The 26,162-nt window shown below is 60.0% G+C and carries 26 protein-coding genes, 1 tRNA gene and 1 pseudogene; 14 read left to right on the forward strand and 14 right to left on the reverse strand.

Going from position 1 to position 26,162, the window contains the following annotated elements; all coding sequences use genetic code 11:
- Positions 1-149: 149 nt before the first annotated feature.
- From GYM54_RS21530 to GYM54_RS21545, 4 genes are all read right to left on the reverse strand, one after another.
- The gene (locus tag GYM54_RS21530) at positions 150-557 is read right to left on the reverse strand and encodes an ester cyclase (protein WP_181102546.1); all 408 of its coding nucleotides are present in this window, start codon (positions 555-557) and stop codon (positions 150-152) included.
- Positions 558-672: 115 nt separating this feature from the next.
- Positions 673-1,005: a hypothetical protein gene (locus tag GYM54_RS21535; RefSeq protein WP_181102544.1), complete on the reverse strand. Its 333-nt coding sequence runs from the start codon at positions 1,003-1,005 to the stop codon at positions 673-675.
- On the reverse strand, positions 1,002-1,712 hold the full coding sequence (locus GYM54_RS21540; RefSeq protein ID WP_181102542.1) for a trans-aconitate 2-methyltransferase: 711 nt from the start codon (positions 1,710-1,712) through the stop codon (positions 1,002-1,004). Before GYM54_RS21540 ends, GYM54_RS21535 begins: the two co-directional genes overlap by 4 nt.
- 45 nt (positions 1,713-1,757) lie before the next feature.
- Positions 1,758-2,024 (reverse strand): hypothetical protein, encoded by a 267-nt coding sequence (locus GYM54_RS21545; RefSeq protein ID WP_181102541.1) that lies wholly within the window; start codon positions 2,022-2,024, stop codon positions 1,758-1,760.
- A 157-nt stretch (positions 2,025-2,181) separates the two neighbouring features.
- Between GYM54_RS21545 and GYM54_RS21550 the strand changes: the two genes are divergently transcribed.
- From GYM54_RS21550 to GYM54_RS21560, 3 genes are all read left to right on the forward strand, one after another.
- Positions 2,182-2,592: an SRPBCC family protein gene (locus GYM54_RS21550; protein ID WP_181102539.1), complete on the forward strand. Its 411-nt coding sequence runs from the start codon at positions 2,182-2,184 to the stop codon at positions 2,590-2,592.
- A gap of 137 nt (positions 2,593-2,729) precedes the next feature.
- Positions 2,730-2,975: a type II toxin-antitoxin system CcdA family antitoxin gene (locus GYM54_RS21555; protein WP_131648318.1), complete on the forward strand. Its 246-nt coding sequence runs from the start codon at positions 2,730-2,732 to the stop codon at positions 2,973-2,975.
- A gap of 57 nt (positions 2,976-3,032) precedes the next feature.
- Positions 3,033-3,284 (forward strand): CcdB family protein, encoded by a 252-nt coding sequence (locus tag GYM54_RS21560; RefSeq protein ID WP_131648319.1) that lies wholly within the window; start codon positions 3,033-3,035, stop codon positions 3,282-3,284.
- Between the two features lie 61 nt (positions 3,285-3,345).
- Here GYM54_RS21560 and GYM54_RS22190 read toward each other — a convergent pair.
- A pseudogene (locus GYM54_RS22190) lies at positions 3,346-3,429 on the reverse strand (ANT(3'') family aminoglycoside nucleotidyltransferase); the annotation flags it as partial.
- 241 nt (positions 3,430-3,670) lie between these two features.
- On the opposite strand from GYM54_RS22190, the gene GYM54_RS21565 reads away from it, so the two are divergent.
- The 4 genes from GYM54_RS21565 (at position 3,671) to GYM54_RS21580 (ending at position 7,570) form a co-directional block, all read left to right on the forward strand.
- Positions 3,671-4,594 (forward strand): ABC transporter ATP-binding protein, encoded by a 924-nt coding sequence (locus GYM54_RS21565; RefSeq protein ID WP_181102537.1) that lies wholly within the window; start codon positions 3,671-3,673, stop codon positions 4,592-4,594.
- The gene (locus GYM54_RS21570; RefSeq protein WP_131648321.1) at positions 4,591-5,322 is read left to right on the forward strand and encodes an ABC transporter permease subunit; all 732 of its coding nucleotides are present in this window, start codon (positions 4,591-4,593) and stop codon (positions 5,320-5,322) included. Before GYM54_RS21565 ends, GYM54_RS21570 begins: the two co-directional genes overlap by 4 nt.
- Positions 5,323-5,332: 10 nt before the next feature.
- A complete protein-coding gene (locus tag GYM54_RS21575) occupies positions 5,333-7,168 on the forward strand; it encodes a Gldg family protein (protein ID WP_197444540.1) in 1,836 nt (611 codons plus the stop codon).
- Positions 7,169-7,360: 192 nt separating this feature from the next.
- Positions 7,361-7,570, forward strand: a complete 210-nt coding sequence (locus GYM54_RS21580; RefSeq protein WP_014852307.1) for a cold-shock protein — start codon at positions 7,361-7,363, stop codon at positions 7,568-7,570.
- A gap of 236 nt (positions 7,571-7,806) precedes the next feature.
- Here GYM54_RS21580 and GYM54_RS21585 read toward each other — a convergent pair whose 3' ends face one another.
- The 4 genes from GYM54_RS21585 to GYM54_RS21600 form a co-directional block, all read right to left on the reverse strand.
- Positions 7,807-8,178 (reverse strand): hypothetical protein, encoded by a 372-nt coding sequence (locus GYM54_RS21585; RefSeq protein ID WP_131648323.1) that lies wholly within the window; start codon positions 8,176-8,178, stop codon positions 7,807-7,809.
- Between the two features lie 111 nt (positions 8,179-8,289).
- Positions 8,290-9,096: a putative RNA methyltransferase gene (locus tag GYM54_RS21590; RefSeq protein ID WP_131648324.1), complete on the reverse strand. Its 807-nt coding sequence runs from the start codon at positions 9,094-9,096 to the stop codon at positions 8,290-8,292.
- Positions 9,090-10,238 carry a succinyl-diaminopimelate desuccinylase gene (dapE, locus tag GYM54_RS21595; protein ID WP_197444541.1) on the reverse strand — a complete coding sequence of 383 codons (1,149 nt, stop codon included), beginning with the start codon at positions 10,236-10,238 and terminating at the stop codon, positions 9,090-9,092. The genes GYM54_RS21590 and dapE overlap by 7 nt, the downstream gene beginning before the upstream one ends.
- A gap of 169 nt (positions 10,239-10,407) precedes the next feature.
- The gene (locus tag GYM54_RS21600; protein ID WP_197444542.1) at positions 10,408-11,751 is read right to left on the reverse strand and encodes a DUF2254 domain-containing protein; all 1,344 of its coding nucleotides are present in this window, start codon (positions 11,749-11,751) and stop codon (positions 10,408-10,410) included.
- Positions 11,752-12,004: 253 nt separating this feature from the next.
- Between GYM54_RS21600 and acs the strand changes: the two genes are divergently transcribed.
- Positions 12,005-13,960: an acetate--CoA ligase gene (acs, locus tag GYM54_RS21605; RefSeq protein WP_197444543.1), complete on the forward strand. Its 1,956-nt coding sequence runs from the start codon at positions 12,005-12,007 to the stop codon at positions 13,958-13,960.
- Positions 13,961-14,004: 44 nt separating this feature from the next.
- Here acs and GYM54_RS21610 read toward each other — a convergent pair whose 3' ends face one another.
- Both GYM54_RS21610 and GYM54_RS21615 read right to left on the reverse strand, forming a co-directional pair.
- Positions 14,005-15,126, reverse strand: a complete 1,122-nt coding sequence (locus GYM54_RS21610; protein WP_181102525.1) for a mechanosensitive ion channel family protein — start codon at positions 15,124-15,126, stop codon at positions 14,005-14,007.
- A 134-nt stretch (positions 15,127-15,260) separates the two neighbouring features.
- On the reverse strand, positions 15,261-15,614 hold the full coding sequence (locus tag GYM54_RS21615; RefSeq protein ID WP_181102523.1) for a rhodanese-like domain-containing protein: 354 nt from the start codon (positions 15,612-15,614) through the stop codon (positions 15,261-15,263).
- A gap of 450 nt (positions 15,615-16,064) precedes the next feature.
- Between GYM54_RS21615 and GYM54_RS21620 the strand changes: the two genes are divergently transcribed.
- The gene (locus GYM54_RS21620) at positions 16,065-16,604 is read left to right on the forward strand and encodes a hypothetical protein (protein WP_181102521.1); all 540 of its coding nucleotides are present in this window, start codon (positions 16,065-16,067) and stop codon (positions 16,602-16,604) included.
- Positions 16,605-16,755: 151 nt separating this feature from the next.
- On the opposite strand, the gene GYM54_RS21625 is transcribed toward GYM54_RS21620, so the two are convergent.
- Positions 16,756-16,845, reverse strand: a tRNA-Ser gene (locus GYM54_RS21625).
- A gap of 235 nt (positions 16,846-17,080) precedes the next feature.
- On the opposite strand from GYM54_RS21625, the gene GYM54_RS21630 reads away from it, so the two are divergent.
- The 4 genes from GYM54_RS21630 (at position 17,081) to GYM54_RS21645 (ending at position 20,935) form a co-directional block, all read left to right on the forward strand.
- Positions 17,081-18,385 carry an HD-GYP domain-containing protein gene (locus GYM54_RS21630; protein WP_181102519.1) on the forward strand — a complete coding sequence of 435 codons (1,305 nt, stop codon included), beginning with the start codon at positions 17,081-17,083 and terminating at the stop codon, positions 18,383-18,385.
- 163 nt (positions 18,386-18,548) lie between these two features.
- The gene (locus tag GYM54_RS21635; protein WP_181102517.1) at positions 18,549-19,244 is read left to right on the forward strand and encodes a crotonase/enoyl-CoA hydratase family protein; all 696 of its coding nucleotides are present in this window, start codon (positions 18,549-18,551) and stop codon (positions 19,242-19,244) included.
- 117 nt (positions 19,245-19,361) lie between these two features.
- Positions 19,362-20,582 carry an aspartate aminotransferase family protein gene (locus tag GYM54_RS21640; RefSeq protein ID WP_181102515.1) on the forward strand — a complete coding sequence of 407 codons (1,221 nt, stop codon included), beginning with the start codon at positions 19,362-19,364 and terminating at the stop codon, positions 20,580-20,582.
- A gap of 65 nt (positions 20,583-20,647) precedes the next feature.
- The gene (locus tag GYM54_RS21645; protein WP_131648334.1) at positions 20,648-20,935 is read left to right on the forward strand and encodes a topoisomerase II; all 288 of its coding nucleotides are present in this window, start codon (positions 20,648-20,650) and stop codon (positions 20,933-20,935) included.
- A gap of 109 nt (positions 20,936-21,044) precedes the next feature.
- Here GYM54_RS21645 and GYM54_RS21650 read toward each other — a convergent pair whose 3' ends face one another.
- Entirely contained in the window at positions 21,045-21,407 is a 363-nt protein-coding gene (locus tag GYM54_RS21650) for a YgaP-like transmembrane domain (RefSeq protein ID WP_181102513.1), read from the reverse strand.
- Between the two features lie 154 nt (positions 21,408-21,561).
- Entirely contained in the window at positions 21,562-23,595 is a 2,034-nt protein-coding gene (locus GYM54_RS21655) for a S9 family peptidase (RefSeq protein ID WP_181102511.1), read from the reverse strand.
- Between the two features lie 402 nt (positions 23,596-23,997).
- Between GYM54_RS21655 and fadB the strand changes: the two genes are divergently transcribed.
- The gene (gene fadB, locus GYM54_RS21660; protein ID WP_181102508.1) at positions 23,998-26,145 is read left to right on the forward strand and encodes a fatty acid oxidation complex subunit alpha FadB; all 2,148 of its coding nucleotides are present in this window, start codon (positions 23,998-24,000) and stop codon (positions 26,143-26,145) included.
- Positions 26,146-26,162: the final 17 nt, after the last annotated feature.

Below are 26,162 nucleotides of genomic sequence, written 5' to 3' on the forward strand. Positions count from 1 at the left end.
TGTGCCCTCGAAGGGCGCAAGTGTGCCGTAAGCGAAGGTGGCGGGCAAAAACTCTGATGCTCGGTGTGCGTAGGGTGGAAAACCGCGAAGCATTTTCCACCGTAGGTATACCTGCCTGCCGGCTCGAGCCGAGGTGTGCCGGCGAAGGGTCAAGTGCCTTCGGACCGAGTCGACAGCTGCGCCTCGATGGCGGCCTTGTCGATGACGGAGCGGACCTCGACGATCTGCCCGTCCTTGAACGCATAGAAGACGTTCTCCGCGAACGAAACCTTCCGCCCGTCGACATCCAGCTCCAGAAACCGGGCTTTTGGCGAGCAGTCGAATTGCAGCCGGCTCGCGATATAAGGCGGCTCGGCAACCAGCAATTCGATGTTGAAGCGCAGGTCGGGAATGGTGGCGTAGTCGTTTTCCAGCATTTGGCGATAGCCGGCCAGGCCGATCCGCTTGCCGTTATGACTCACCTCGTCATGCACGAAGCGCCCAAGGTTCGGCCAGTCCCTGGCATTCAGACAGGCGATGTACTGTCGGTAGATGCTGGCCAGATCGGCTGGGGTCATCACTGGTCCTCCGTTGTGCGCGGTCGTGTTGTCGGTCTTGAAACACTAGTTCAGCTTCGCGCAGTACGTGTTGACTATGCGAGCTTCGGATGAACAGCGGCGAGGGCGGATGCCTTCAGCGCATCCGAACGCGGGCACCGGCATAGGCACCGACCAGCAACAGCAGTGACCACACCAACAGGAACACCAGGCCTACCGCCATCAAGGGGCTGGACGGCAAGAACAGCAACAGGTACAGCGCCTGTCCGGCTATGCCACCCAGATAGTGCGCCCAGAGCGGCTTCGGCGCGGTGATACCCGAGAGCAACCCCGCTGCCAACAGCGCGCCGCTGTAGTACAGGCCTGCGTCCCAGGGTTCAGCCCGGCCGGTGAGCAAGGGCGACAACGCCCAGATAGCCGCGCCTGCAAGCGCTGCGATCAGGAAGGGCAGGACCCATGATCGGCTCATGACGCCTCGCCTGATACGCGCTTAGCGAACCAGGCATGGATCAACCCGGCCTGGTAGAAGGGAACGGGCTCATCGAAGCCGCCGGCCTCGATGATGGCAGCTATTCGCTCGGCAGGAAGAATCGCAACGTCCTTGGCATAGGCCGCACGCATCTGCTCGACGCCCGCGGCAGGGATATCCGCCACCCGCATCATGTTCATCCAGGTATGGAGGAGGGCGTCGTACGCGGTCGAATCCACATCCGCCGCCAGATCGGAACTCGCCAATATCGCCCCCGGACCAAGCCTCGTCGCGATGGCCCGGAAAAACGCGGTGCGAGCCTCCGGCTCCAGAATGAACTGGGAAACCAGAAAGCAGGTCGCTGCATCGAACGGCGCCTGCCCTGGCAGTGATTCCAGATAACCCTCGTGAAACTCGCAGCGCGATGCAAAGCCTCCCTTCATTGCCTTGTCGCGGCACACTTCCAGCATGGCAGCGGACGGCTCCACCGCCGTGAAGGTCCACTGCGGAAAGCGCTGTGCGAGATAGGCGATCTCCTCACCCGTACCCGCACCGATACACAGCAGCCGTGCATTGGTCGGAAGCTCGGCAAACACCGCTTCGAGGAGGAAGTGCAAGGCCTCGCGAATAGACGCCGTCTTGGCCCAGCGCTCGTCATAGCTCGAAGCCTGTTGATCGAATATCGCCTTGATTTCATCTCTGCGCATGGGGACTCCTTTTGCAGGCTCAGGTCGGGTACACGCCTCGGGGTATCAGATATCGCGCCGGCCTTTCAGCGCCAGCACCGCTACACCATAGCCCAGACCCGCGGCGGCCAACCCCCACAGGTATGAGACAGGAATGGCAATCGCTGCCCACATGCGTGCTTCCGGGTCCGCCGGATAAACAAAGGATGTGAACGCCACCAACACCGGCAAAACCAGGCCGGCGCCGGCAATGGCCACCAGTGCTTTAACACGGCGCCCACGCAAATAACCCGCCAGAAACAGTGTTGCGATAAGGCTTGCCACGAATGCCATCGATGATTCCTTAACGTGCGGAATGAGAAGCGGGCAGGTCACCTGCCGTTCGCTACCGTTTTCGAGGATTGCATATCCGCCGTAACAACTACCGTGTCGAATTTCCACTTCCCCGTTCGACTAAGGACAGGGCAACTGCAATCCAAAGGAGACCACCGTGAAAATCACCGTAGAGACTCACGTAAAGGCCGATCTCGGAAAAGTCTGGGATGCCTACAACAATCCCGCAGACATCAAGCAATGGAATGCGGCTCAGGATGACTGGCACACGACCAGGAGCACCGTCGATCTGCGCGAAGGCGGCACGTTCATGTCGCGCATGGAAGCGAAGGACGGCAGCCTGGGGTTCGACTTCGAAGGCACCTACGCCCGCGTCGTACCGAAGAAGCTCATCGAATACCGAATGGGCGATGGCCGTGAGGCCGAGATCGAGTTTGCCGAGCGCCCCGACGGCGTTCTCGTGACCGTCAGCTTCGACGCGGAGACCGAAAACCCACCCGAGCTCCAGCGCCAGGGTTGGCAGGCCATTCTGGATAACTTCGGTCGGCATGTGGAGGGCAAGAGCTGAGACGGGTCGCCGAAAGGGGCGGCTTTTGCCCCTCCCAGTGAGCGAAGCGAACGGTTGCGTCTGTTGTCGGATGCGCCTTTGATGGAACGCCGGGACGCGCATAACATCTGCGCATGCATAGCAAAGGAGTGAGGACCATGCTCGCAGCTTATGACCCTCATGCCCCCAAGCGGGCTGTTAACCTCGGCGTTAACGGTGACTTACTCCATAAAGCCAGAGACTTGAATATCAACCTCTCCGCGACATTGGAACAGGCTCTGGTCGAGGCCCTGAAGAACAAACAGCGTGAGCAATGGCTGGCAGAGAACAGCAAAGCCATCGATGCCTATAACGAATACGTGGAAGCCCAGGGTGTGTTCAGCGATGAGCTGAGGAGCTTCTGATGCTGAGTTTACCGTTTACAAGAACACAAACTCAGCCACCAAAGCTGCCGTACCCATGTGCAAAGCGATTTGATCGCCGAGCTGGGTACGCGAGTTGTGGTGCCTCTCTACACGGCTTTTGCCATGAAAGGGAAAACCCTCACGACCCTCACGCCAACCTTTGAAATTGAAGGCAGGCAGTACGTGATGGTAACTCCGCAACTGCCCAGTATCACCAAGAAGCAACTTGGCACCCAAGTTGCGGAACTCTCCGCGCAACGCGATGAAATCATTGCTGCTCTTGATTTGCTTATCACCGGAATTTCATAGGTGTATCTAACGCTTGATGAATTGTTAGACATTCTTAGTGCCGGCATCGAGCAATTTAACGATTCAGCGCGGAACCGTAAAAAAAGTGCACTGCCAGTAGCGTCGATGCCAGATGACACTGGACGATATCGAGTGCCTGCGACAGCTGTGCCGAATTTCCTCAGGTACAGAAATAGCCATGATGTTTAATGATTAAGAAGCGAGCAGAAGCGTAGCTTTGCGAAGGTCTAGTGGGCGAAGCGAACGATGCAATCTCCGGTAAATCTCCCAACCGCTTTGTCCGTTGCATTCGCCGCGTCCATCTTCATATAGTTCCGCCGGCATTTTTGCAGGCCGGTTGCGTGGTGCATGCGTGGCGCCGGCCTTGATCCATGGATGAGAGGCCAATGATCGAGTTAAAGAATCTGACCAAACGATTTGCCCAGCACACGGCGGTCGATGCGCTGTCGTTCAGCGTCCAGCCTGGTGAGGTGCTGGGTTTTCTCGGCCCCAATGGCGCCGGAAAGTCCACTACCATGAAGATGCTGACCGGCTTTCTCGCGCCGACTTCCGGTACGGCCAGCATTTTCGGTTGCGACATCCAGACCCAGACGTTGCAGGCCCAGCGGCAGATCGGTTATCTGCCGGAAGGCGCGCCTTGTTATGGCGACATGACGGTACGCGGCTTTCTTGAATTCATCGCTGAGGTGCGCGGCTATCGCGGCGCGGACAAGCGCGTACGGGTCGATACCGCGGCGGGGCAGGTCGAATTGGAGGCGGTGCTCGGCCAGACGATCGAGACGCTGTCCAAGGGCTTCAAGCGGCGCGTCGGGCTGGCGCAGGCGATTCTGCATGATCCGCGCGTGCTGATCCTCGACGAGCCCACCGATGGCCTTGACCCGAACCAGAAGCATCAGGTGCGCGAGCTGATTCAGGGGCTGGCGCAGGACAAGATCGTGATCATTTCGACCCATATCCTTGAAGAGGTCACCGCGGTATGTACCCGCGCGGTGGTGATCGCCAGCGGTCGCTTGGTGGCCGATGGCACACCACTCGAGCTGGAGAGCCGTTCGAAATATCACCAGGCGGTGACGCTGGTCAGCGACGGTCCGCTGGATGAGATTGCATTGGCAGCCATGCCGGGCGTGGCGGGGGTCGAGCACAACGAGCCGGAACACAGCGTCACGGTGCTGGCCAAGCCGGGCGAGGTGATCTTCCCGCAGATCAATGCGTTGATCGGCCAGCAGGGTTGGCCGGTGAAGGAGCTGAACGTGGAGCGTGGTCGGCTGGACGAGGTGTTCCGTACATTGACCCGCGGGGAGGCGCTATGAGCCAGTTGCCGGTGATCTTCAAGCGCGAGCTGGGCAGCTATTTCGCCACGCCGCTCGCCTATGTGTTCATTCTGATTTTCCTGGTACTGTCCGGGGTGTTCACCTTTTATCTGGGTGGCTTCTACGAACGGGGCCAGGCGGATCTGGTGCCATTCTTCGGCTTCCATACCTGGCTGTACCTGTTCCTTATCCCCGCCATCGCGATGCGCTTATGGGCGGAGGAGCGTAAATCCGGCTCCATCGAACTGTTGATGACGCTACCGATCAGCTTGTTCGAGGCAGTCACCGGCAAGTTTCTCGCCGCCTGGGTGTTTGCCGGCATGGCGCTGCTGCTGACCTTTCCGATGGTCATTACCGTCAACTATCTCGGCGAGCCGGATAACGGCGCGATTGCCGCCGGTTACTTCGGCAGCTGGTTGCTGGCGGGTGCCTTCCTTGCGATAGGTTCGTGCATGTCGGCACTGGCGAAGAACCAGGTGATCGCCTTCATCCTGGCAGTCAGCGTGTGCTTTCTGTTCATCGTCAGCGGCTTGCCGATGGTGCTCGACGCTTTCGCCTGGGCACCGCAGTGGCTGGTGGATGCAGTGGCTTCGCTGAGTTTCCTGATTCGTTTCGACTCGCTCAGCAAGGGCGTGATCGATCTGCGTGATTTGCTGTATTTCGTGACGCTGATCATCGCCTGGCTGGCGGCTACTGCCGTGGTCGTCGATCTAAAAAAAGCGGCATAAGGGAGCCCACATGAAACGAGTGATTTATTCGGGTGCCGGACTGCTGCTGATCGCGCTGGCGTTCTTGGCGTTCAACATGTTCTCCGGTCTGCTGTTCACCGGTGCTCGACTGGACCTGACCGAGCAGAAGCTCTACACCATTTCCGAAGGCACCGAGACCATCCTCGATGAACTCAAGGAGCCCATCGAGCTTCATTTTTTCTATTCCGACCATGCGGTGAAAGACCTGGTAGCGCTGCGTAACTATGCCCGGCGTGTCGAGGAAATGCTGCGCGCCTACGAGCGCGAGGCGGGAAGCAAGATCAAGCTGCACGTGATCGACCCGCAGCCGTTCTCGGAAGAGGAAGATCGCGCCGCCGAGCTGGGCCTGCAGGCGGTGCCGTTGAACCAGAGTGGCGACACGATCTACTTCGGCCTTGCCGGGACCAACGCCGAAGGCCAGACGCAGGGCATTCCGTTCTTCCCGCTGGATCAGGAGGAGTTTCTGGAATACGAGATCAGCCGGCTGGTGCAAACGCTTGCGGCGCCGCAGATGCCCGTTGTGGGCGTGCTGTCCGGGTTACAGATCAATGGCGGTTTCGATATGCGCACCCAGCAGGCGACGCAGCCCTGGATGGTGCTGGAGAACATCCGCCAGGTTTTCCATATCGAGAGCCTCAAGCGCGACGTCGACATGATCCCGGCCAGCGTGTCGGTGCTGATGCTGGTGCACCCCAAGGAGCTACCGGAACAGACGCTCTACGCCATCGACCAGTTCGTCATGCGTGGCGGCAAACTGCTGGTGTTCGTCGACCCATACAGCGAAGCCGATCCTGGCATGGGCATCGGCCCGGGCGAGTTCGGCGAGAACAAGGCGTCCGATCTGGAGCCGCTGTTCGAAGCCTGGGGCGTGCGCATGGCTGCCGATCAGGTGGTGGCGGATGCGTCCTATGCGATGTCCGTCGGCGTTGGCGCCGAGCGTCGATCGGTCCGCCATCCCGGCTGGTTGAACCTACCTCAAGGCACCATGGATACCGAGGATGTCACCACCGCCTCGCTGGAAAGCCTGACGGTGGCCACGGCTGGTTTCCTCGAGCCGCTGGAGAGTGCAACGACCCGCTTCACGCCGCTGATCCAGAGCTCAAGCTATGCCATGCCGTTCGAGGCGGCGCGCTTCGCCACCCTGGATAATCCGGAAATGCTACTGCGTGAGCTGCAGCCGACCGGCGAGCGCTACACCCTGGCTGCGCGCATTCAGGGGCCTGCGCAATCGGCCTACCCGGACGGGATCGAAGGGCGCATGGACGGCCTTAAGGAAGCGGCTCACATCAATGTCATCGCCGTGGCGGATACCGATCTGCTAGCCGACCGTATGTGGGTACAGGTACAGGATTTCTTTGGCCAGCGGCTGCCGCAGCCCTGGGCCGACAACGGCACCTTCGTGGTCAACGCGCTGGACAATCTCGCCGGTACCGATGCGCTGATCAGCATTCGCTCGCGCGGCCGCTTTGCCCGGCCTTTCGTGGTTGTCGAGGAATTGCAACGCCAGGCGGAAAACCGTTTCCGCGAGACGGAAGACGTCTTGCAGCAGCGCCTGGCCGCGACGGAAGCGAAGCTGGCCGAGCTGCAGAGCCCGGACCCGGAACAGGCGCTGGAACTGACCACCGAACAAGAGGCGGCATTGCAGAACTTCATGCAGGAAAAGCTGGGTATCCGCAAGGAGCTACGCGAGGTGCGCTACCAGCTCAACGCTGACATCGAGGCGCTGGGCCGTACGCTGAAGTTCGTCAATATCGCGCTAATACCGCTGTTACTGACGCTGGGCGTGTTGCTGGCTTGGTTGTGGCGCAGGCGCAAGACCGGCTGATGGACGCTTTGAGCGGCTGCAAAGAGCCGAAGCCGGGAGTTTCCTGTTTATACTCAGCCGGCGAGCGGCTCGGAAACGCACCTGTCATGTCTGTTCCGGTAGATTGTCGGGCGGACGGCTTGCTGCAAGTCGGGCCGGATCGTTCCATCCCCACGGTGGGGAATAACAAGAATCGAGTTGGAGAAAGTTAGGATGGCTGAGCGCGAGACCGGAACCGTTAAGTGGTTCAACGATGCCAAGGGTTATGGATTCATCCAGCGTGGTAGTGGTGCGGATGTGTTTGTGCACTACCAGGCGATTCGTGGCGAAGGCCACCGCTCTCTGGCCGAAGGTCAGCAGGTGGAATTCTCGGTTACACAAGGCCAAAAAGGCCTGCAGGCCGAGGACGTTGCAGGGCTCTGATCCTGCTGCGGCAATGAAGCGGCCCGTCGCTCGATGGGCACATTGATGACAAACCCCGCTATTCAGCGGGGTTTGTTTTCTATGACGTCTTTATAGTTCTGTAGGGTGGGCCGGGCGGCGCTCCGCTTCAGCCCACCTCGGTGGCGTCCATGGTCTGGTTGTCGGCCGAATGATCGGCCCCTACGGATGTGCGCTTCCAACGGAACAAGCCACCAAGGACCCGTTCAGAGGCCCCATCAATCCGTACGCCAGACGATTTCCTCTTCGCCGCGTTCGCTGATGCTGATCCAGCGATCAGCATCTTCTACTGATTCTTCTTCCTGCCAGCCGCCGGGCGCGCAGCGAATTTCCACCCCCAGCGCCTGATATGCGGCACGCGCGCAGGCGACATCGTCTTCCCAGGGTGTTGCGTCGCTTTCGAGCAACAGGCTATGCCATTTGCCGACCGCCTTCGGCAGCCAGGTGATCGGGACCTGTCCAGCGCGGCACTTGAACGTCTTGCCTTTGGGTTGCCACGCAGAACAGGGCCCGACGGCCAGGTTCAGCCAGTCGGTGACGGCGTCCTGGCTGGCATCCCTGAGGTAGATCTCGATGTCCGGTTGGCGCATGGGCGGCTGCCTTGTTGGGTGATGTTTCAGTTGATTCTGTGGTCGGTCGGTATCTGTACTGGCCCGCTTGCGACGAGGCGTCTGCAAGACGGGTCCTAGCGCATGGCAACACTAGGCGTCGCGCTGAATCCAGTCGTAGCGTATCGCAACCCGTACACGCAGTGGCGCCTCGATCACCGCGGCGCGGCGTTCGGCGCTGGCGCGCCAGCCGTGCGGGGTCATCGCCAGTAGATCGGCACGGTCATCGGCACTGTCCAGCTGCAGTTCGAAGGTCAGCGTTTCGCTGTGGGCGAGGTGCATGCCTTCTGGGATCAGTGACAAGTGCTTTTCGTCATCATAGTCACGTACTTCGTCATACAGCAGACCGCGCAGTTCCCAAAGGTGCTCGCGGGTAGGGCCCATGCGCAGCAGGCCTCCGCCGGGTGCGAGCAGGCGCCGGGCTTCGGACCAGTCCAGCGGGCTGAATACGCTGGCGAGCAAGTCGCAGCTGGCGTCTGCCAGCGGAACCCGCGCCATGCTCGCCACCAGCCATTCGAGCTGCGGTGCACGCTTGCAGGAACGCTTGACCGCCTCGCGGGAAATATCCAGTGCATAGCCTTCGGCATTCGGCAACGCCTGGGCGATCTGCGCGGTGTAATAGCCTTCGCCACAGCCTATATCTAGCCAGCGACCAGGCGCACGTTCGGCCGCCAGCTGCGCCAAACGTGCAGCCAGCGGGGCATAGTGGCCGCCATCGAGAAAGCGCCTGCGCGCTTCGACCATGGCCTGGTTGTCGCCGGGGTCGCGGCTATTCTTGTGCTGCACCGGCAGCAGATTGAGATAACCCTGACGGGCACGATCGAAACGGTGATTGGCCGGGCAGGCGACGCCATTGTCGACTGCGATCAGCCCGGCGCGGCAGATGGGGCAGATCAGCATGGGAGCAGATTGACCAGCGTCTGGTAGTAGATATCGGTCAGCAGGTCGAGATCGCTGGCCAGGATATGTTCGTCCACTTGATGAATCGTTGCGTTGACCGGGCCAAGCTCGACCACTTGGGTTCCCAAGGTCGCGATGAATCGGCCATCCGACGTGCCGCCGCTGGTGGAAGGCGTCGTTTCGCGACCGGTCACGCTGCGGATCGCCGCTGCCACGCCGTCGAGCAGCTCGCCCGGCTCGGTGAGGAAGGGCTGGCCCGACAACGCCCAATCGACGCTCCAGTCCAGCCCGTGCTTGTCGAGGATTGCTGCGGTGCGTTGCTGCAAGTCTTCGACAGTGGATTCGGTGGAAAAGCGGAAGTTGAACACCGCTTCCAGCGTACCGGGGATGACGTTGGTCGCACCGGTACCGGAATTGAGATTGGAAATCTGAAAACTGGTCGGCGGGAAGAAGGCGTTGCCATCGTCCCAATGCTCGGCAGCCAGTTCGGCCAGCGCCGGCGCGGCCAGATGAATCGGATTCTTCGCCAGGTGCGGATAAGCCACGTGACCCTGCTGACCCCGTACGGTGAGGGTGCCGCCGAGCGAGCCGCGGCGGCCATTCTTCACTACATCACCCACCAACGTGGTGCTCGACGGTTCGCCGACGATGCACCAGTCCAGGCGTTGACCGCGTTCGCGCAGACGCTCGACGACCGCCTTGGTGCCGTGGTGCGCAGGGCCTTCTTCATCGCTGGTGATCAGGAACGCGATCTGACCTTTATGGTTGGGATGGTCGGCGGTGAAGCGCTCCACCGCGACGATCATCGACGCCAGACTGCCCTTCATGTCCGCCGCGCCGCGGCCGTGGAGCATGCCGCTCTCGTCGATGCGCGCCGTGAACGGTGGGTTCCGCCACGCCTGCACCGGCCCGGTGGGGACCACGTCGGTATGACCGGCGAAACACAGGACCGGCCCTTCGTTGCCGCGTATCGCCCAGAAGTTTTCGACGTCCTCGATGTGCATCGGCTCGATGGCGAACCCGCAGGCGGCAAGCCGCTCGCTCATCAATTGCTGGCAGCCTTCGTCCAGCGGGGTCACCGATGGACGATTGATCAGCTCGCACGCGAGTTCAAGAGTCGGGGAAAGGGCTGCGGCGGTCATTACGGCTCCGGTACGGCGAAAGGTGGCCATATTAAATTAAAAAGCAGGCGAGCAGAGCGCCAACGACGGAGCGAAAGCGGCGCCTCGCACCGTGCTTGTTGGCGCTTCCTGCTGCGATCTGAAGGGCGAACCGCATCGGCATCCGGACGTATCTGTTGGTGATCGGAGGTTAGGCTGTCGCCTTAATTGCTTTGCCCCGGCTGATGGGAAGAAGCGCTACGGTTAGAGGGCCGATCTTGGAATCAACCAGAAGCTCGAGCGCCTCGTTCACCATATGGCGGTCCTGCTGGTTTTCCAGTTTCGCGTCGGCTTCCTCGCGCAATGCGCATATCTCTTCGTGAAGAGCCTCTCGCTGCGTTTCGCTCGGGTTGCCGTGCAGGGCATTTTTCAGACACTGCAGCAGCGCGAACAGCACCTGTGGATCATGACCGCCGTAGACGCGTATAGGGCCTACGACGGTTTGTAGTAGGCGTCGCATGCCCACTTGCGGATAGAAGAGGCGTGGCTGGCCATCATCGAAACAGCCCACATCGTAAGGCCGCACGCCGCCGAGTTGCTTCAACAGTACGCCGATCAGGTTGGTTGCCCGCATTGCTGTACCGGGGTCGTTGATGGCCGGGCTTATTGCCTTGACTGCGATCTCGGAGATCTGCCGCATACCGTAGGAGACGTTTGCGCTGGCGAATTCGTTGTCATGAAAGTCGAAGCAATCCGACGCTTCACTCGCATCTTCGGCACTCAGCGGCCCGCTGAACTTGATCAGCGGATGGCCATCGATTAGAAAGAAGCCCGGCTCCACTTGAATCATGGCAATCAAACCGCGTTGGCGTAGCAATTTGCCCAGGCGCCTTTCGTTTACCTCGCGCAGGTAACCCGAGTGGGCTGCGGGTAGGCACCACCAATCGTCTGTATTGGGAATTTCGGCAACCTGGGCGATGCGCCGCTTGCGCTTGTCGAGATTCTTTAATGCGCCGTTGTAGAGCTGGCCGAGTATCCAGTCGACTTGAATCGATTGGGAAACTGAGCGGATGAACACGATGAACAAGGCCATGCAGGATATGCCGAACAGCACCGCCAGCAGCAGGCCAAGCACCGGAACGCTTTCTGGGTCGTTCGTGTTGATGCTGCTGATCAGCAGCAGGTAATAGACGATGCTGCCCAGGTAAACCCCGAGGATCACCTGATTCCGCCGATCGCTGACCAATCCAGGCAGCACGCGCGGTGACAGACGGGCCGCCGCGCCATTTAGCACGACCATCACCATCGAGAAACTAAAGACCGTGAGGGATACGATGCCGGTGATCAGCGTGCCGAGTATCTCGCGACCGTTGTCGACGTCGACCAGGCCTGGCGGTAGTTCGTCGCGTAGCGTCGCAGCAGCGTGGGTCGATTCGAATGCGAATACCAGAACGGCTGCCACGACATAGAGTGCAGGGATAAGGACCGGATACAAAGCGATGCTTTCGTTGATGCGTGTAACGACACGAAAGAGCATGTTGGCTGGATCTGACATCCATCGAACCTCAGTGTTGGCGGGCGCTCGCCCCTCATTTCTACGACCGCGAAGAGCGGCGAAGTACGCCCTGGCCGAACCGTCTATGCTTTTACGCAAGGGCGTTTTGCCACGGCTTGCGGCCAGCGGAACGCTTTGACCCCGCGTAGCTCGAACGTGAAGTCGTCCAGGCGCTTGGTTTGATGCGTATGGTTCGCCTGTGAGACAGGGTTATTCGAAACGATAACAAGACCGACGAGTGAGGTATTTACCCATGAGTGCTGAGTCCCTGTATCCCGTAAATCCTGACGTTGCGGCGCGGTCGCTGACCGACGAAGCCACTTACAAAGCCATGTATCAACAGTCGGTGGTCAACCCTGACGGCTTCTGGCGCGAGCAGGCGGAGCGGATTGACTGGATCAAACCGTTCACACGCGTCAAGCAGACATCCTTCGATGATCATCACGTCGACATCAAGTGGTTTGCCGATGGCACCTTGAACGTCTCGGCCAACTGTCTGGATCGCCATCTGGAAACGCGTGGCGATGAGGTCGCGATCATCTGGGAAGGTGATGCTCCCTCGGAGCAGCGCAAGATCACCTACCGCGAGCTGCATCAGGAGGTCAGCAAGTTCGCCAACGCCCTGCGTGGGCAAGATGTGCACCGAGGGGACGTCGTCACCATCTATATGCCGATGATTCCAGAAGTTGCCGTGGCGATGCTGGCCTGTGCACGCATCGGCGCCATCCATTCGGTCGTGTTCGGCGGTTTTTCACCGGAGGCGCTGGCCGGACGAATCATCGACGGCAATTCCAAGGTCGTGATAACGGCCGACGAAGGACTGCGCGGCGGCAAGGCCATACCGCTAAAGGCTAACGTCGACGAGGCACTGACCAACCCGAAAACCCGCTGCGTGCAAAAGATCATCGTGGTGCGGCGTACCGGCGGCAATATCAAATGGCATCAGCATCGTGACATCTGGTACGAGGATTTGATGCGTGTCGCGGGTGAAGTCTGCGCGCCCAAGGAGATGGGTGCGGAGGAGCCGCTGTTCATTCTTTATACCTCCGGTTCAACCGGAAAACCCAAAGGCGTGATGCATACCACGGGCGGCTATCTGCTCTATGCCGCGCTGACCCACGAAAGGGTCTTCGACTATCGACCCGGCGAGATCTACTGGTGTACCGCCGACGTGGGCTGGATCACCGGACACAGCTACATCATTTACGGGCCGCTGGCCAATGGCGCGACCACCTTGATGTTCGAAGGTGTGCCTAACTATCCCGACGTGACGCGGATCGCGCAGGTCATCGACAAGCACAAGGTCAACATTCTCTATACCGCGCCCACGGCGATACGCTCGATGATGGCCGAAGGCAGCGCGGCGATGGAGGGTGCCGATGGTTCGAGTATGCGGTTGCTCGGGACCGTGGGTGAGCCGATCAACCCGGAAGCCTGGCACTGGTATTACGAGACGGTGGGGCGGTCACGTTGCCCAATCGTCGATACTTGGTGGCAGACCGAGACCGGCGGCATTCTCATCAGCCCGCTGCCGGGTGCGACCGCACTGAAGCCAGGTTCTGCGACGCGACCTTTTTTCGGCATAGTACCGGGGCTGGTGGATAACCTCGGCAATCTGCTGGAAGGCGCCACCGATGGCAATCTGGTCATCCTCGATTCCTGGCCAGGGCAGATGCGCAGCATCTATCGTGACCATGACCGCTTCGTCGATACCTACTTCAAGACTTTCCGCGGCATGTATTTCACCGGAGACGGAGCGCGCCGCGACGAGGATGGTTATTACTGGATCACTGGCCGAGTGGATGACGTGCTGAACGTTTCCGGCCACCGCATGGGGACGGCCGAAATCGAAAGCGCCTTAGTGGCGCATCGCAAAGTGGCCGAAGCGGCTGCGGTGGGTGTGCCGCATCCGCTCAAGGGGCAGGGAATATATGTGTATGTGACGCTGGTGACAGGGGAGGAGCCTTCCGATCAGCTGCGTCAGGAATTGCAACAGTGGGTGCGCAAGGAAATCGGGCCAATCGCCGTGCCGGACGTGATTCAGTGGGCGCCGGGGCTGCCGAAGACGCGCTCGGGCAAGATCATGCGGCGCATTCTGCGCAAGATCGCCGCTGACGAATACGACGCCTTGGGCGATATCTCGACACTGGCTGACCCGGGCGTCGTGGAGCAGTTGATTGAAACCCACAAACAGATCCGTCTGCCTTGAAGCGAGCTGCGGCGGCGTCCACTCTGGCCGGACGCCGCCAGTCGTCAGCCGTTTGGCTGAGCGCTCTGAGCTTCCTGGTTGGCAGCGGGTTTTTCCTTGGGAATACCGGCTACGTTCACTTCCGGCAGGTTGCCGCCAGTGAATTCGACCTTGCGGACCGGGAAGGCGAACTGCACGCCCATCTCTCGAATGCCGTCGAGTAATTGCAGGTTGATCTCCTGCTGAGCGTCCATGTACGCGTTGTAGTCCGACACCTGCATGATATAGACGACCTCAAACGTGAGCTGGCTATTGTCGAAGGCAAGGAAGTGCGCCCGGTCGAATTTGGCGTTATCCAGGCTCTCGATGATCTGCTTAACCAGTGCTGAAACCTCGCGAACCTTGTCCGACGGCGTCTGATAGGCAATGCCGAACTTGAACACGATTCGCCGCGTGTTCATGCGTTTGTAGTTGTGCAGGACCTGCGTGAGCAGATCGGCGTTGGCGGTGACGATCTGCTCGCCGCTCAATGCTCGGATGCGCGTGGTCCTAAGGCCGATGTGCTCGATTGTCCCGGCGACATCGCCGAACACGACGAAATCGCCAATCTCGAAGGGTTTGTCCACGCCAATGGACAGAGATGCGAACACGTCGCTGAGCAGCGTCTGGACCGCCAGGGCGATGGCGATACCGCCGACGCCGAGGCTGGCGACCATCGCCGTAATGTCGACGCCGAGGTTAGCCAGGATCGAGAGCAGCATCATGGTCCAGATGACAATGCGGATCATGATGCCGATGATGGTGGTAGTGACCGGGTTTCGCGCCTTGCCGTCGCGGCTTAGGCTTTCCATCCACAGCCTGACGGCGGTGTCCATCCAGAGTGCGAGCTGGAAGGCGAGGGCGATGAACCAGCCATGCGACATCGCCGATTCCCAGCGATCCGGCAGTTCGACGATCTTGAGGCTGATCAGTAACGAGAGAGCAATCAGTAACAGATGGCTGGTGCGGCTGAGCATTTCCGCCGCAATGGCGACGAAGCCGCTTTTGGAGCGTTGGCTCATTGCCCGCAGGCGGCTGGTAATGATCCGCAGAATGGCCTGCAGGATTAGATAGCTGACAATTGTGACGCCAGCGATTATGGCAGTGTTGATCCATAGGGTTTCGTTAAACAGCACGTCCCAATTCATCAATCCGAGTCCTCCGGGCAGTTGCGGGCAGGCGCAAAAATAGCGGCTTCTTTTTCAGTAGCCGCTGCTACGCATTAGTTCCCGCTAAAGGCGAAGGGAGATGACGCTGACGGCGATGAGCAAAAGCGCGCGGCTCAGCGCGGTGGAACGACTGCTTGCAAGTCCTGATAGGCGCCAGCATTGATGACCTGGCGATAACCCATGTCCTGGAGGATATCCTGAGCGGCGGACGAGCGACGACCACTGCGGCAGTACAGAACGATCGGGGCGTCCTTGTCGGGGGCGACACTGGCGATGCGCTCGGAGAGATCCTGGGTCTCGATTCGCGTTGCTCCAGGCAAAGCGCCTTCGGCGTACTCCTGCGCGGTGCGAACGTCGATCAGGATACTGTCGGCGCGTTGCAACGCGGCCAGCGCGGCGGGCTGATCAATTTCGCCGCCAATCGCTGTGCCGGTCGCCATCATCAATAACAGGAACAGTCGGTGCATGGGTTCCTCTCGTGCCGCGCTTGGGCGATCAGCTGATCAGGCGGGTCAGGTTCGGCAGGATCAGGATGATCGCCGTAGCGATCAGGATCATGGTGGCCTGCCTGAACTTCTTGTGTTTGAACATGGTAGCGGCCTTTTTATTGATCTGGCGCGCGGGCTCCGGTTGTCCGGCTCACCCGTCGCGCGTCGTGCCGAAAAATTACGCGCCGATGAATTGCGGCGCGCTGTAATAGGTTTGTGGTAGCGGCATCGGTCTGATCCGCTGTCCGACAACGGCCTGATGATCACTCTCGAAGGCGTGGGCTTAATCTCAAGCAATTTACAGACCAGTAGACGTGAGTTTTCATTCAGGCGCGACCTGGCGGGTTAGCTTTTGGGCTGATCATCCCTCGTGCGCAGCTGCGTGGTTTTTGTTGTCCATGAAATGAACACCATGAATGGAGACTAACCATGAACAGGCTTGGCGTGCCGGCAATGCTGTTCGCCCTGATCGTTTCAGGCGCGGCGAATGCCGAAGAAGAAAGCATGACCCTGCAGCAGGAACGTGACCAGATCGGCGCTGAGATGGAGCAAAATCGCCAACGGATCGGGGACGAGATCAACGCCATTCGCGAGCCTGGAGTATCCAGCGGCTCGGCGGCCGAGTCGGGCGCAGCGGGCTCTGCCAGTCCGAACAATTCGGTCGGCACACACGCAACTCAGCCCGGACAGGCCCCGAGTGGTGGCGCTCCTAACCCCGGGGTCACGCAGCCGGGTAATAGCGATAGTCCGATCACAACCACTGGTCCGGGAAGATCGACGGTGGAGTCTGGTAGGTCGACGACCACCGGTACGCCCGTTCAGCCCATCCGCAATCGTGGTGCCAATGGAAACGTCAGCCCCGAAAACGGCGCAGCCGCGGGTGAAATCGGAACATCAGGCGGTAACGGGATCAGAGGACCCGGTAGCAGCCCAGCGGGCTCCGCAGCCGGCGGAGCCAGTGGTAATTGACCGATCGGTGATGGCCTCGTTGCGGTGCATTTCCAGGCGGGCATGGATCGTATGGCTGCGCGAGGCGAAATGTCCTCGGCACTTCTGATGGTATTGCGAACGGTAGAAACATACAAAGCCCCGATAATCGGGGCTTTGTATGTTTCGAGTCTGGCGGTGAGGGTGGGATTCGAACCCACGATACGATTTCTCGTATACACACTTTCCAGGCGTGCTCCTTCAACCGCTCGGACACCTCACCGGGTCTCGACGGGGCTTGATGTCCGTCGAGGCGCGCTAATGTAGCCGAAGAGAACGCGGATGGCAAAAAGTTTTTTAGATCTTTCATGTGGTTAACGCACCGTTAGAATGCGGGCGAAACGTAGGGTTGAAGTGAACCTATATTAAATTTTGAGGTTCTTAGCTCTAGTAATATCTCGGTGCTTTACGCAAGCGGAGTCGAGCGTCGCGAATATAAAGAGCCAGGACAGGCTTCGATGAAGTTATTCAAAAGCAAGCGCAAGCGGCCTGACGTGGCGGAAGTTGCTACGAAGCGGCGTCTGCACGCCAGTCATCTGGAGCTCGGCATGTATATATGCGAGCTGGATCGGCCGTGGCGCCAGACCGACTTTCTATTCCAAGGATTCCCGCTGCTCAAACTGGAGCATATCCAGGCGGTGCGCGAACGCTGCGACTACGTTTTCGTCGATGACACCCGTCGGGTACTGCTCGATCAGGGCCAGATGATGGTGCCTTCGGCGACGCCACTACGGGTGAAGCGCAAGATGTCGCGCATCCCGCTCTCGCTTGAAGTGCAGGAAGCGCGCGAAGCCTATCGAAGTAGCGCGCTGGTGCTGGATCGGGTGCTTTTGGATGTCCAGCAGGGACGAGTGATCGATACCAAGGCCTGCCAGGCGCTGGTCAAGCGGAACCTGGAGAGCATGCTGCGCAACGAGAGCGCCATGCTTTGGCTGACGCGTCTGAAGTCTAGGGACGTGTACACCAGCCTGCACTGCCTCTCCGTCTCCATCCTGGCGATGGGCTTCGGGACGCACCTTGGGTTGCCCGACGAGAAAATAGAGCTGTTGGGCGTCGCCGGGCTGCTGCACGACGTCGGGAAGATGAAGATCGATCCCGCCATTTTGAACAAGCCGGGGAAGCTGACCCAGGAAGAGTTCGAGCACATCAAGTTGCACCCATCGTTCGGCTACGAGGCCTTGTGTGGCCAGAATGATATCCCCGCTGCCGCCGTCCACGCCGCGTACGGGCATCATGAGCGGCTGGATGGCAAAGGTTATCCGCAAGGGCTCGATCAGTATCAGATTCCATTCACCACGCGAGTGATTACCATCGTCGATGCCTTCGATGCGATCACCAGCCATCGCACCTATGACGATGCGCGCCCGATCCAGACTGCCTACGACGTGCTGCGCAGCAGTGCCGGCCAGCAATTCGACGAGAGTCTGGTGAATGAATTCATTCGTTGGCTCGGGGTGTTCCCGGTAGGGACGTTGGTCGAGTTGCATACTGGTGAAATCGCGCTGGTGCTGGAGAAGCATCAGCAGTTGCACCTGCGGCCCAAAGTTGTGGTCATGCGGGACGCAAACAAGATGCCTTGCGAGCCTCGTTATCTGGATCTTTCCCAGTTGACCGTCGATGCCGATGGCACACCTTATCGGATCAGCGGCGGTATTGCCGACGGCTCCTACGATCTGTTCATCGCCGATCCGCAGTTGCAGACGCTCCTGCACCCCGAGTTGCTTGCCGTGCTCGAACTTGAGCCGGATACAGCCGAGAGCTAAGCCAGCCGCCTTTGAACCGCGAATTTTCTGCTGAACATTGAACGCTGCTACGCTCGTACTGCACTGATGACGCGGCCAATATGACTTGTCAGTCAGTCACGACGCTTTACCTTGCGGGTTGTGCTGGGTAACGTCTGCGCACTTCTAACAAGGAATATTCGTCATGAGTGATCTGGTTTCCTACGACCTCGAAGACGGCATTGCCACGCTGACTCTGAACAATGGCAAGGTCAATGCGCTGTCGCCGGCCGTATTCGACGCGCTCAACGCCGCATTCGATCGTGCAGAGCAAGACCGCGCGGTGGTGATTCTCACCGGCCAGCCGGGGATTCTGTCCGGCGGTTATGACCTCAAGGTGATGACTTCCGGGCCTGAAAGCGCCATTGCCCTTGTGGCCACCGGTTCGGCCTTCACGCGACGAATGCTTGCCCATCCCTTCCCGATTATCGTGGCATGCCCCGGACATGCCATTGCCAAGGGGGCGTTCCTGCTGCTTTCCGCCGACTACCGCATCGGTGTCGACGGCGCATTCAACATTGGTCTCAATGAAGTGCAGATCGGCATGACGATGCACCATTCGGGTATCGAGCTGGCGCGGGATCGGCTGACCAAACCGGCGTTCCAGCGTTCGGTGATCAACGGCGAAATCTTCTCCCCGCAAGCGGCGCTCGAAGCCGGCTTCCTCGACAAGATCGTTCCTGCTGGTGAGCTAATGGACATCGCCAAAGCGATCGCGGCACAGCTGAAAAAAATCAACATGACGGCCCACAAGAACACCAAACTCAAGGTACGCAAGGCGCTGCTGGAAACCTTGGATCAGGCCATCGTGCTGGACAAGCAACATTCAGTCGTCTCCTGAAGATAATTTTCGCCGGACCGTCCATTCCTGGCGGACCTGCGTTTAAACTGCGAGTGCAGCGCCCCGCCATGGCGGGGCGTTTTCATTCCTATCGTATCGCCTCGCAGGAGAGCCCTGATGTCCGCCCCGCACACCCCGGTAGAACGCGCAGATTTCGACCAGGTCATCGTTCCCACTTTCGCACCCGCCGCCTTCATCCCCGTGCGTGGCCAAGGTTCGCGAGTATGGGATCAGCGCGGGCGAGAACTGATCGACTTTACCGGCGGCATCGCCGTGAACGTGCTTGGTCATGCCCATCCGGCACTGGTGGCTACGCTGACTGAGCAGGCCGGCAAGTTGTGGCACATCTCCAATATTTTCACTAACGAACCGGCGCTGCGGTTGGCCAAGAAGCTGGTCGCCGCGACCTTCGCCGATCGGGCGTTTTTCTGTAATTCCGGGGCCGAAGCGAACGAGGCGGCATTCAAGCTGGCGCGCCGCTATGCCTTCGATAATCACGGGCCGGAGAAATGCGAAATCATCTCCGCAGTAAACAGCTTCCATGGTCGGACGCTCTTCACCGTGACGGTCGGTGGTCAGCCAAAATACTCCGACGGTTTCGGACCAAAGATTCAGGGCATCAGCCACGTTCCTTACAACAATCTCGATGCGTTGGCCGCCGCTATTTCCGATAAAACCTGCGCCGTGGTACTTGAGCCAATTCAGGGTGAAAGCGGCGTTCTGCCGGCCGATCAGGCTTATCTCGAAGGGGCCCGCAAGCTGTGTGACGAGCACAACGCATTGCTGATCTTCGATGAGGTTCAGACCGGCATGGGCCGTACCGGCGAGCTTTTCGCCTACATGAATTACGGGGTCACGCCGGATATCTTGACAAACGCCAAGAGCCTCGGTGGCGGTTTCCCGATCGGGTTGATGCTGACCACAAATGAAATCGCCGCACATTTCAGTGTTGGCACCCACGGCACCACCTATGGCGGCAATCCGCTCGCCTGCGCGGTGGCCGAAGCGGTGGTCGATATCGTCAATACCCCGGAGGTTTTGAACGGCGTCAAGGAGCGGCACGAGCGCTTCAAGCGCGGGCTATTGGAGATTGGTCAGCGCTACGGACTGTTCGATCAGGTGCGCGGTATGGGCATGCTGATCGGCTGCGTGTTGAACGAGGCGTGGAAAGGCCGCGCAAGAGAGATCTTCGATGCCGCCGAAAGGGAAGCGTTGATGATTCTGCAAGCCGGTCCTGATGTCATCCGTCTGGCACCGAGCCTGATCATCGAGGAAGACGATATCGCTGAAGGTCTCGCTCGCTTCGAGCGGGCGGCGGCGAAATTGACCCAGGCCTGATCAAGGCCTGAATCCGGCAGGGCGGCTAACGTCCTGCCTTCTTTAATCCATCGAGAGTTTTGACCATGAGCGATAGCCTGCAACTGATCCTGGAAGACGTAGACGGTACTCAGCTCGAAACGTCCTGCACCCGTTTTGCCGTGATGTGGCAAGGGCGGGAGGTGTGGATTCAACAGGTCGGCAACAACCAGCTGATGATCGGCGTTGACGTGGAAGACGGTGACACTGAATACGCCAATCTGCTGCTGCGCCCGCTGGCTACTAATCTGGTCAGTCTCGAGCTTGAGATGGAGCCCGTCGAGTCGGCCGAAGACGATCATGTTCATGGGCCGGACTGCGGCCACGACCACTGACGGACCGCTTGCGCTCGGCAACTTGTCGAGCTGTGACGCGCTGGTCTGAGTCGGGCGGCTGCAATCGGCTTCGGCTTGGCGCGCCCGCCCGAAGCGCGCCGGTTATTGCTCAGACGCCGGTTGGAGGGTTGGCGAGTGAATCGTTGCCGGTGACCGTCGCGGTAGAGGTGGCTGCCTGAGCGTTGGCTTTCATTCGCGCCTGGCCCGCTTCGCTGCGCTCCAGCGGCATGCTCCGGTAGTTGCCTTCAGCCATTTTGGCTTGGTCGTTCACTTCGCAAAGCACGCGCTTGGCTTCGCAGTGTCCCGTCACGCCGCGTGCCAGGGCCATACCGCCCACCGCCAGCTGCAATAGCCCGCCCAGACCACCGCGGCCGATGCCCTTGCCGAGGAAGTAGAGCCCGCCTGCGATCGATGCCGCGCGCTCCCAGCCATGCACATTTTGCGATGCCTGGTTTGAGGATGTCCTGGTCATGGGTGATCGCTCCGAACAGTGGTGTGATAGGTGACCCCGGCGCGCCGGAGGCGTTCCGACCACAAGTCGGTAAACCTGCGGTCTACAGAACGGCACCATCAGCCCAGACTCACTGCAGATGTCTCGGGTCATGCAGTGTGAAAGCTTTGACGCCTTAGCGCTTCGCCATATTGAAAACCTTGAGTACGAACGCGTATTCCAAGGCCACATCCTTCAACCCCTGATAACGACCGCTCATGCCGCCATGGCCGGCGCCGAGTTCGGTCTTCAACAGCAGCAGGTTGTCGTCGGTCTTGCTGGCGCGAAGTTTGGCTACCCATTTCGCCGCCTCCCAGTATTGGACCCGACTGTCGTTGTAGCCGGCGACCGCGAGGATTGCCGGATAGGCTTGCGCCTGGACATTCTCGTAGGGCGCGTAGGCCTTCATTCGCGCGTGCACGTCCGGCTCGTTGGGGTTGCCCCATTCGTCGTACTCGGTGACGGTCAGGGGCAGCTCTTCGTTAAGCATGGTATTGAGCACGTCGACGAAGGGCACTTCGGCGATGGCGACACCGAAGAGTTCCGGACGCTGATTGAGCACCGCACCGATCAGCAGACCACCGGCACTGCCACCGCTGATGGCCAGGCGTTGCGGCGTGGTATAGCCATCGGCGACCAGTTTCTCCGCGCAGGCGATGAAGTCGCCGAAGGTGTTCGTTTTGTGCTCCAGCTTGCCGGCGCGGTACCAGGCTTCGCCAAGATCGCCGCCGCCGCGCACGTGGGCGATGGCGAAGATGAAACCACGGTCGAGCAGCGACAGCCGCGCATGGGAGAACCAGGGATCGAGGCTGTGGCCGTAAGCGCCGTAGCCATACAGATAAAGCGGTGCGGCTTTGCCGAACGTCTCACTGCGACCCACCAGGCTGATCGGTACTTGCGTGCCATCCGCTGCGGTTGCCCAGATGCGCCGGCTTTCGTAGGCATCGGCGTCGAAGGGGCCTTCCACCGGGGTTTCTTTCAGAACCTTCTGTTCGCCATTGGCAAGCTGCAGCTGACGAATCTGCGCGGGACGGTTGAGCGCTTCGTAGCGCAGACGGATCACCGGGCTGTCGAATTCCAGGGTGTTCTGCACGTGCAGGCTGTAAGCCGCGTCCGGCAGTTGCAGGCGATAGGGTGCATCGTTCTGCGGCCGTACCTCGATGATCGGCAGGCCGGCTTCGCGCAGGCTGAGAGTAAGGGCGCTAGCATTCAGGCTGATCTCTTCGAGCATCACCGCGTCGTCTTGTGCGACCAGCTCCTGCCAGTTTTCCCGTTGCGGCGCGCTTTCCGCCGCCTGATACAGCGCGAAGTTGATTCCGGTCTGGTTGCTGCGCACGAACCAGCGCCATTCGCCGTCAAGCTGGCCGTGGTCGGGGTAGTACTCGTGGTTCTCCTCGCGAGGGGCAAGGCAGGTCCAGCGGCCTTCCGGTTCATCGGCCGGCAGTACCCAGGCTTCGCTGGTGGTCTTGCTGTTGGACAGGATCACCAGCTGGCGCTCAGAGCTGGTGCGGTAGCAATGCACGAAATAGCGGCCATCCGGGTCGTGGTAGACCTCGCTGCGGCCTTCTTCTCCCAGGCGATGGCGATAGATCTTGTGCGGGCGGTGGGTGTCGTCGAGTTCGCCGAAGAACAATGTCTGATGGTCGTTCGCCCAGGTCATGCTGCCGTCACAATTGTCGAAGGGCAGGGCGGTGGCTTCGCCGCTCTCCAAATCCTTGACGAACAGCCGGTAGATTTCATCGCCCTGGGTGTCGAGGCTGTAGGCCAGCTTGCGCTGATCCTGGCTAACGCTGAAGGCGCCCAGCGAAAGAAAGCCCCCACCGGCCAGTTCGTTGGGGTCGAGCAGCAGTTGCTCGGCGTTTTCATCGACCGTGAGCGAACCGTCCGCTGGGCGCGGGCAACGGTAGTGACGCGGGTATTCATCCCCGGCCGTGGTGCGCTGGTAGTAAAGCCACGGACCCCATGGGGCGGGCAGCGAGAGATCGGTCTCGCGGATGCGGCTCTTGATTTCTTGGAACAGCACTTCGCGCAGCTCGGCCTGGTCTGCCAGCTGGCGCTCCAGGTAAGCGTTTTCAGCCTTCAGATAATCGAGCACCTCAGGTGCGCCACGGTTCTCCAGCCACTTGTAGGGATCTTGGCCGCTCTCGACGCGGGCGATGGGTACAGACATGCATAACTCCTGAAACGCGGCCGCGAGCGGCGCAGCTGAACGAGGTGAAGCAGGCGAGGAGTGTACTAGGTGCCTCGTCAGTGTGACGACGCCGCGCGGTTTGGGTTCATCGCGCCGACATATCCGCAGCGGCGGCATTTGAGGCCTTGGCTAGGCTTAACTGTTCGACTGGCAAGGGTGAGCGTCTTCGAGCGGATAGACAGCTGATTGACAACAGATCGCTTTTCCATGAAGGTGTGCTACCCAAATCAAACGGGCGTATGAATCGAGCGTTTGCCATGCAAATGCCGTCAGCCCGGTTTATCGTGTCGGTGGGTGTCGTTTCATCGAATTCGGTGACGGTCGTTCAGGCCGATGACGTGCGGCACGTAACGTTCAGCTTCCATTCCTGGAGATCAGTTGATGATTTACGAAGGTAAAGCCATCACGGTTAAGGCTCTTGAGAGCGGCATCGTCGAATTGAATTTCGACCTCAAGGGTGAGTCCGTCAACAAGTTCAACCGCCTCACCCTCAACGAACTGCGCCAGGCTGTCGATGCCATCAAGGGCGACGCTTCGGTCAAGGGCGTCATCGTCACCAGCGGCAAGGACGTGTTCATCGTCGGCGCCGACATCACCGAATTCGTCGACAACTTCAAGCTCCCAGACGAGGAACTGGTCGCCGGCAACCTCGAAGCGAACAAGATCTTCAGTGATTTCGAAGACCTGGGCGTGCCTACCGTCGTCGCCATCAACGGCATCGCCCTGGGTGGCGGTTTCGAAATGTGCCTGGCGGCCGACTACCGCGTCATGTCCGCTACCGCCAAGGTCGGTCTGCCGGAAGTCAAACTCGGCATCTACCCGGGCTTCGGCGGCACCGTTCGCCTGCCGCGTCTGATTGGCGTTGACAACGCCGTCGAGTGGATCGCCTCGGGCAAGGAAAACCGCGCCGAAGATGCGCTGAAAGTGCATGCCGTCGATGCCGTGGTCGCTCCGGAGAAACTGCAGGAAGCGGCGCTGGATCTGATCAAGCGCGCCATTTCCGGTGAGCTGGACTACAAGGCCAAGCGTCAGCCGAAGCTGGACAAGCTCAAGCTCAATGCCATCGAGCAGATGATGGCCTTCGAAACCTCCAAGGGCTTCGTCGCGGGTCAAGCCGGTCCGAACTATCCGGCGCCGGTCGAAGCGATCAAGACCATTCAAAAAGCTGCCAACTTCGGTCGCGATAAGGCGATCGAAGTCGAGGCCGCCGGCTTCGTCAAACTGGCCAAGACCTCCGTGGCGCAGAGCCTGGTCGGCTTGTTCCTCAGCGACCAGGAGCTGAAGAAGAAGGCCAAGAACTACGACAAGCAGGCCCGTGAAGTGAAACTGGCTGCCGTGCTCGGTGCCGGCATCATGGGTGGCGGTATCGCCTATCAGTCGGCCATCAAGGGTACGCCGATCCTGATGAAGGATATCCGCGAGGAAGGCCTCCAGATGGGCCTGGACGAAGCGTCCAAGCTGCTCGGCAAGCGCGTCGAGAAGGGTCGCCTGACCCCAGCGAAGATGGCCGAAGCCCTGAATGCGATTCGCCCCACCACTTCTTATGGTGATTTTGGCAACGTCGATATCGTCGTCGAAGCTGTGGTCGAGAATCCGAAGATCAAGCAGGCGGTACTGGCCGAAGTCGAAGGCCTGGTGCGTGAGGACGCGATCATCGCCTCCAACACCTCGACCATTTCCATCAGCCTGCTGGCCCAGGCGCTCAAGCGTCCGGAAAATTTCTGCGGTATGCACTTCTTCAACCCGGTGCACATGATGCCGCTGGTGGAAGTTATTCGCGGCGAGAAGACCAGCGAAACCGCCATCGCCACCACGGTTGCCTACGCCAAGAAAATGGGCAAGAGCCCGGTCGTGGTCAACGATTGCCCGGGCTTCCTGGTCAACCGTGTGCTGTTCCCGTACTTCGGCGGCTTCGCCCGCGCCATCGCCCACGGCGTCGACTTCACGCGCGCCGACAAGGTGATGGAAAAGTTCGGTTGGCCCATGGGCCCGGCCTACCTGATGGACGTCGTTGGCATGGACACCGGCCACCACGGTCGTGACGTCATGGCCGAAGGCTTCCCGGATCGCATGAAGGACGACAGCAAGACCGCCGTCGACGTCATGTACGAGGCAAACCGCCTGGGCCAGAAGAATGGCAAGGGCTTCTACGCCTATGAAGTGGACAAGAAGGGCAAGCCGAAGAAGGTCGTCGACCCGCAGTCGTACGAACTGCTCAAGCCGATCGTCAGCGAGACCCGCGAGCTCTCCGACGAGGACATCATCAATTACATGATGATCCCGCTGTGCCTGGAAACCGTTCGCTGCCTGGAAGACAAAATCGTCGAGACCGCTGCCGAAGCCGACATGGGCTTGATCTACGGCATCGGCTTCCCACCCTTCCGTGGTGGTGCACTGCGCTACATCGATTCGATCGGGGTAGCCGAGTTCGTGGCGCTGGCGGACAAGTACGCCGACCTAGGCCCGCTGTACCACCCGACTGCGAAGCTGCGTGAGATGGCTGCCAACGGCCAGCGCTTCTACGGTTAATTGAGGAATAGAGAAAT

The organism is Pseudomonas sp. MTM4, assembly GCF_019355055.1.
Lineage (GTDB): Bacteria > Pseudomonadota > Gammaproteobacteria > Pseudomonadales > Pseudomonadaceae > Stutzerimonas.

Coding starts and splice junctions, on each gene's coding strand:
- GYM54_RS21530 (WP_181102546.1), bottom strand. CDS start 557: ATGACCCCAGCCGATCTGGCCAGCATCTACCGACAGTACATCGCCTGT.
- GYM54_RS21535 (WP_181102544.1), bottom strand. CDS start 1,005: ATGAGCCGATCATGGGTCCTGCCCTTCCTGATCGCAGCGCTTGCAGGC.
- GYM54_RS21540 (WP_181102542.1), bottom strand. CDS start 1,712: ATGCGCAGAGATGAAATCAAGGCGATATTCGATCAACAGGCTTCGAGC.
- GYM54_RS21545 (WP_181102541.1), bottom strand. CDS start 2,024: ATGGCATTCGTGGCAAGCCTTATCGCAACACTGTTTCTGGCGGGTTAT.
- GYM54_RS21555 (WP_131648318.1), top strand. CDS start 2,730: ATGCTCGCAGCTTATGACCCTCATGCCCCCAAGCGGGCTGTTAACCTC.
- GYM54_RS21565 (WP_181102537.1), top strand. CDS start 3,671: ATGATCGAGTTAAAGAATCTGACCAAACGATTTGCCCAGCACACGGCG.
- GYM54_RS21570 (WP_131648321.1), top strand. CDS start 4,591: ATGAGCCAGTTGCCGGTGATCTTCAAGCGCGAGCTGGGCAGCTATTTC.
- GYM54_RS21575 (WP_197444540.1), top strand. CDS start 5,333: ATGAAACGAGTGATTTATTCGGGTGCCGGACTGCTGCTGATCGCGCTG.
- GYM54_RS21580 (WP_014852307.1), top strand. CDS start 7,361: ATGGCTGAGCGCGAGACCGGAACCGTTAAGTGGTTCAACGATGCCAAG.
- GYM54_RS21585 (WP_131648323.1), bottom strand. CDS start 8,178: ATGCGCCAACCGGACATCGAGATCTACCTCAGGGATGCCAGCCAGGAC.
- GYM54_RS21590 (WP_131648324.1), bottom strand. CDS start 9,096: ATGCTGATCTGCCCCATCTGCCGCGCCGGGCTGATCGCAGTCGACAAT.
- dapE (WP_197444541.1), bottom strand. CDS start 10,238: ATGACCGCCGCAGCCCTTTCCCCGACTCTTGAACTCGCGTGCGAGCTG.
- GYM54_RS21600 (WP_197444542.1), bottom strand. CDS start 11,751: ATGTCAGATCCAGCCAACATGCTCTTTCGTGTCGTTACACGCATCAAC.
- acs (WP_197444543.1), top strand. CDS start 12,005: ATGAGTGCTGAGTCCCTGTATCCCGTAAATCCTGACGTTGCGGCGCGG.
- GYM54_RS21610 (WP_181102525.1), bottom strand. CDS start 15,126: ATGAATTGGGACGTGCTGTTTAACGAAACCCTATGGATCAACACTGCC.
- GYM54_RS21615 (WP_181102523.1), bottom strand. CDS start 15,614: ATGCACCGACTGTTCCTGTTATTGATGATGGCGACCGGCACAGCGATT.
- GYM54_RS21620 (WP_181102521.1), top strand. CDS start 16,065: ATGAACAGGCTTGGCGTGCCGGCAATGCTGTTCGCCCTGATCGTTTCA.
- GYM54_RS21630 (WP_181102519.1), top strand. CDS start 17,081: ATGAAGTTATTCAAAAGCAAGCGCAAGCGGCCTGACGTGGCGGAAGTT.
- GYM54_RS21635 (WP_181102517.1), top strand. CDS start 18,549: ATGAGTGATCTGGTTTCCTACGACCTCGAAGACGGCATTGCCACGCTG.
- GYM54_RS21640 (WP_181102515.1), top strand. CDS start 19,362: ATGTCCGCCCCGCACACCCCGGTAGAACGCGCAGATTTCGACCAGGTC.
- GYM54_RS21645 (WP_131648334.1), top strand. CDS start 20,648: ATGAGCGATAGCCTGCAACTGATCCTGGAAGACGTAGACGGTACTCAG.
- GYM54_RS21650 (WP_181102513.1), bottom strand. CDS start 21,407: ATGACCAGGACATCCTCAAACCAGGCATCGCAAAATGTGCATGGCTGG.
- GYM54_RS21655 (WP_181102511.1), bottom strand. CDS start 23,595: ATGTCTGTACCCATCGCCCGCGTCGAGAGCGGCCAAGATCCCTACAAG.
- fadB (WP_181102508.1), top strand. CDS start 23,998: ATGATTTACGAAGGTAAAGCCATCACGGTTAAGGCTCTTGAGAGCGGC.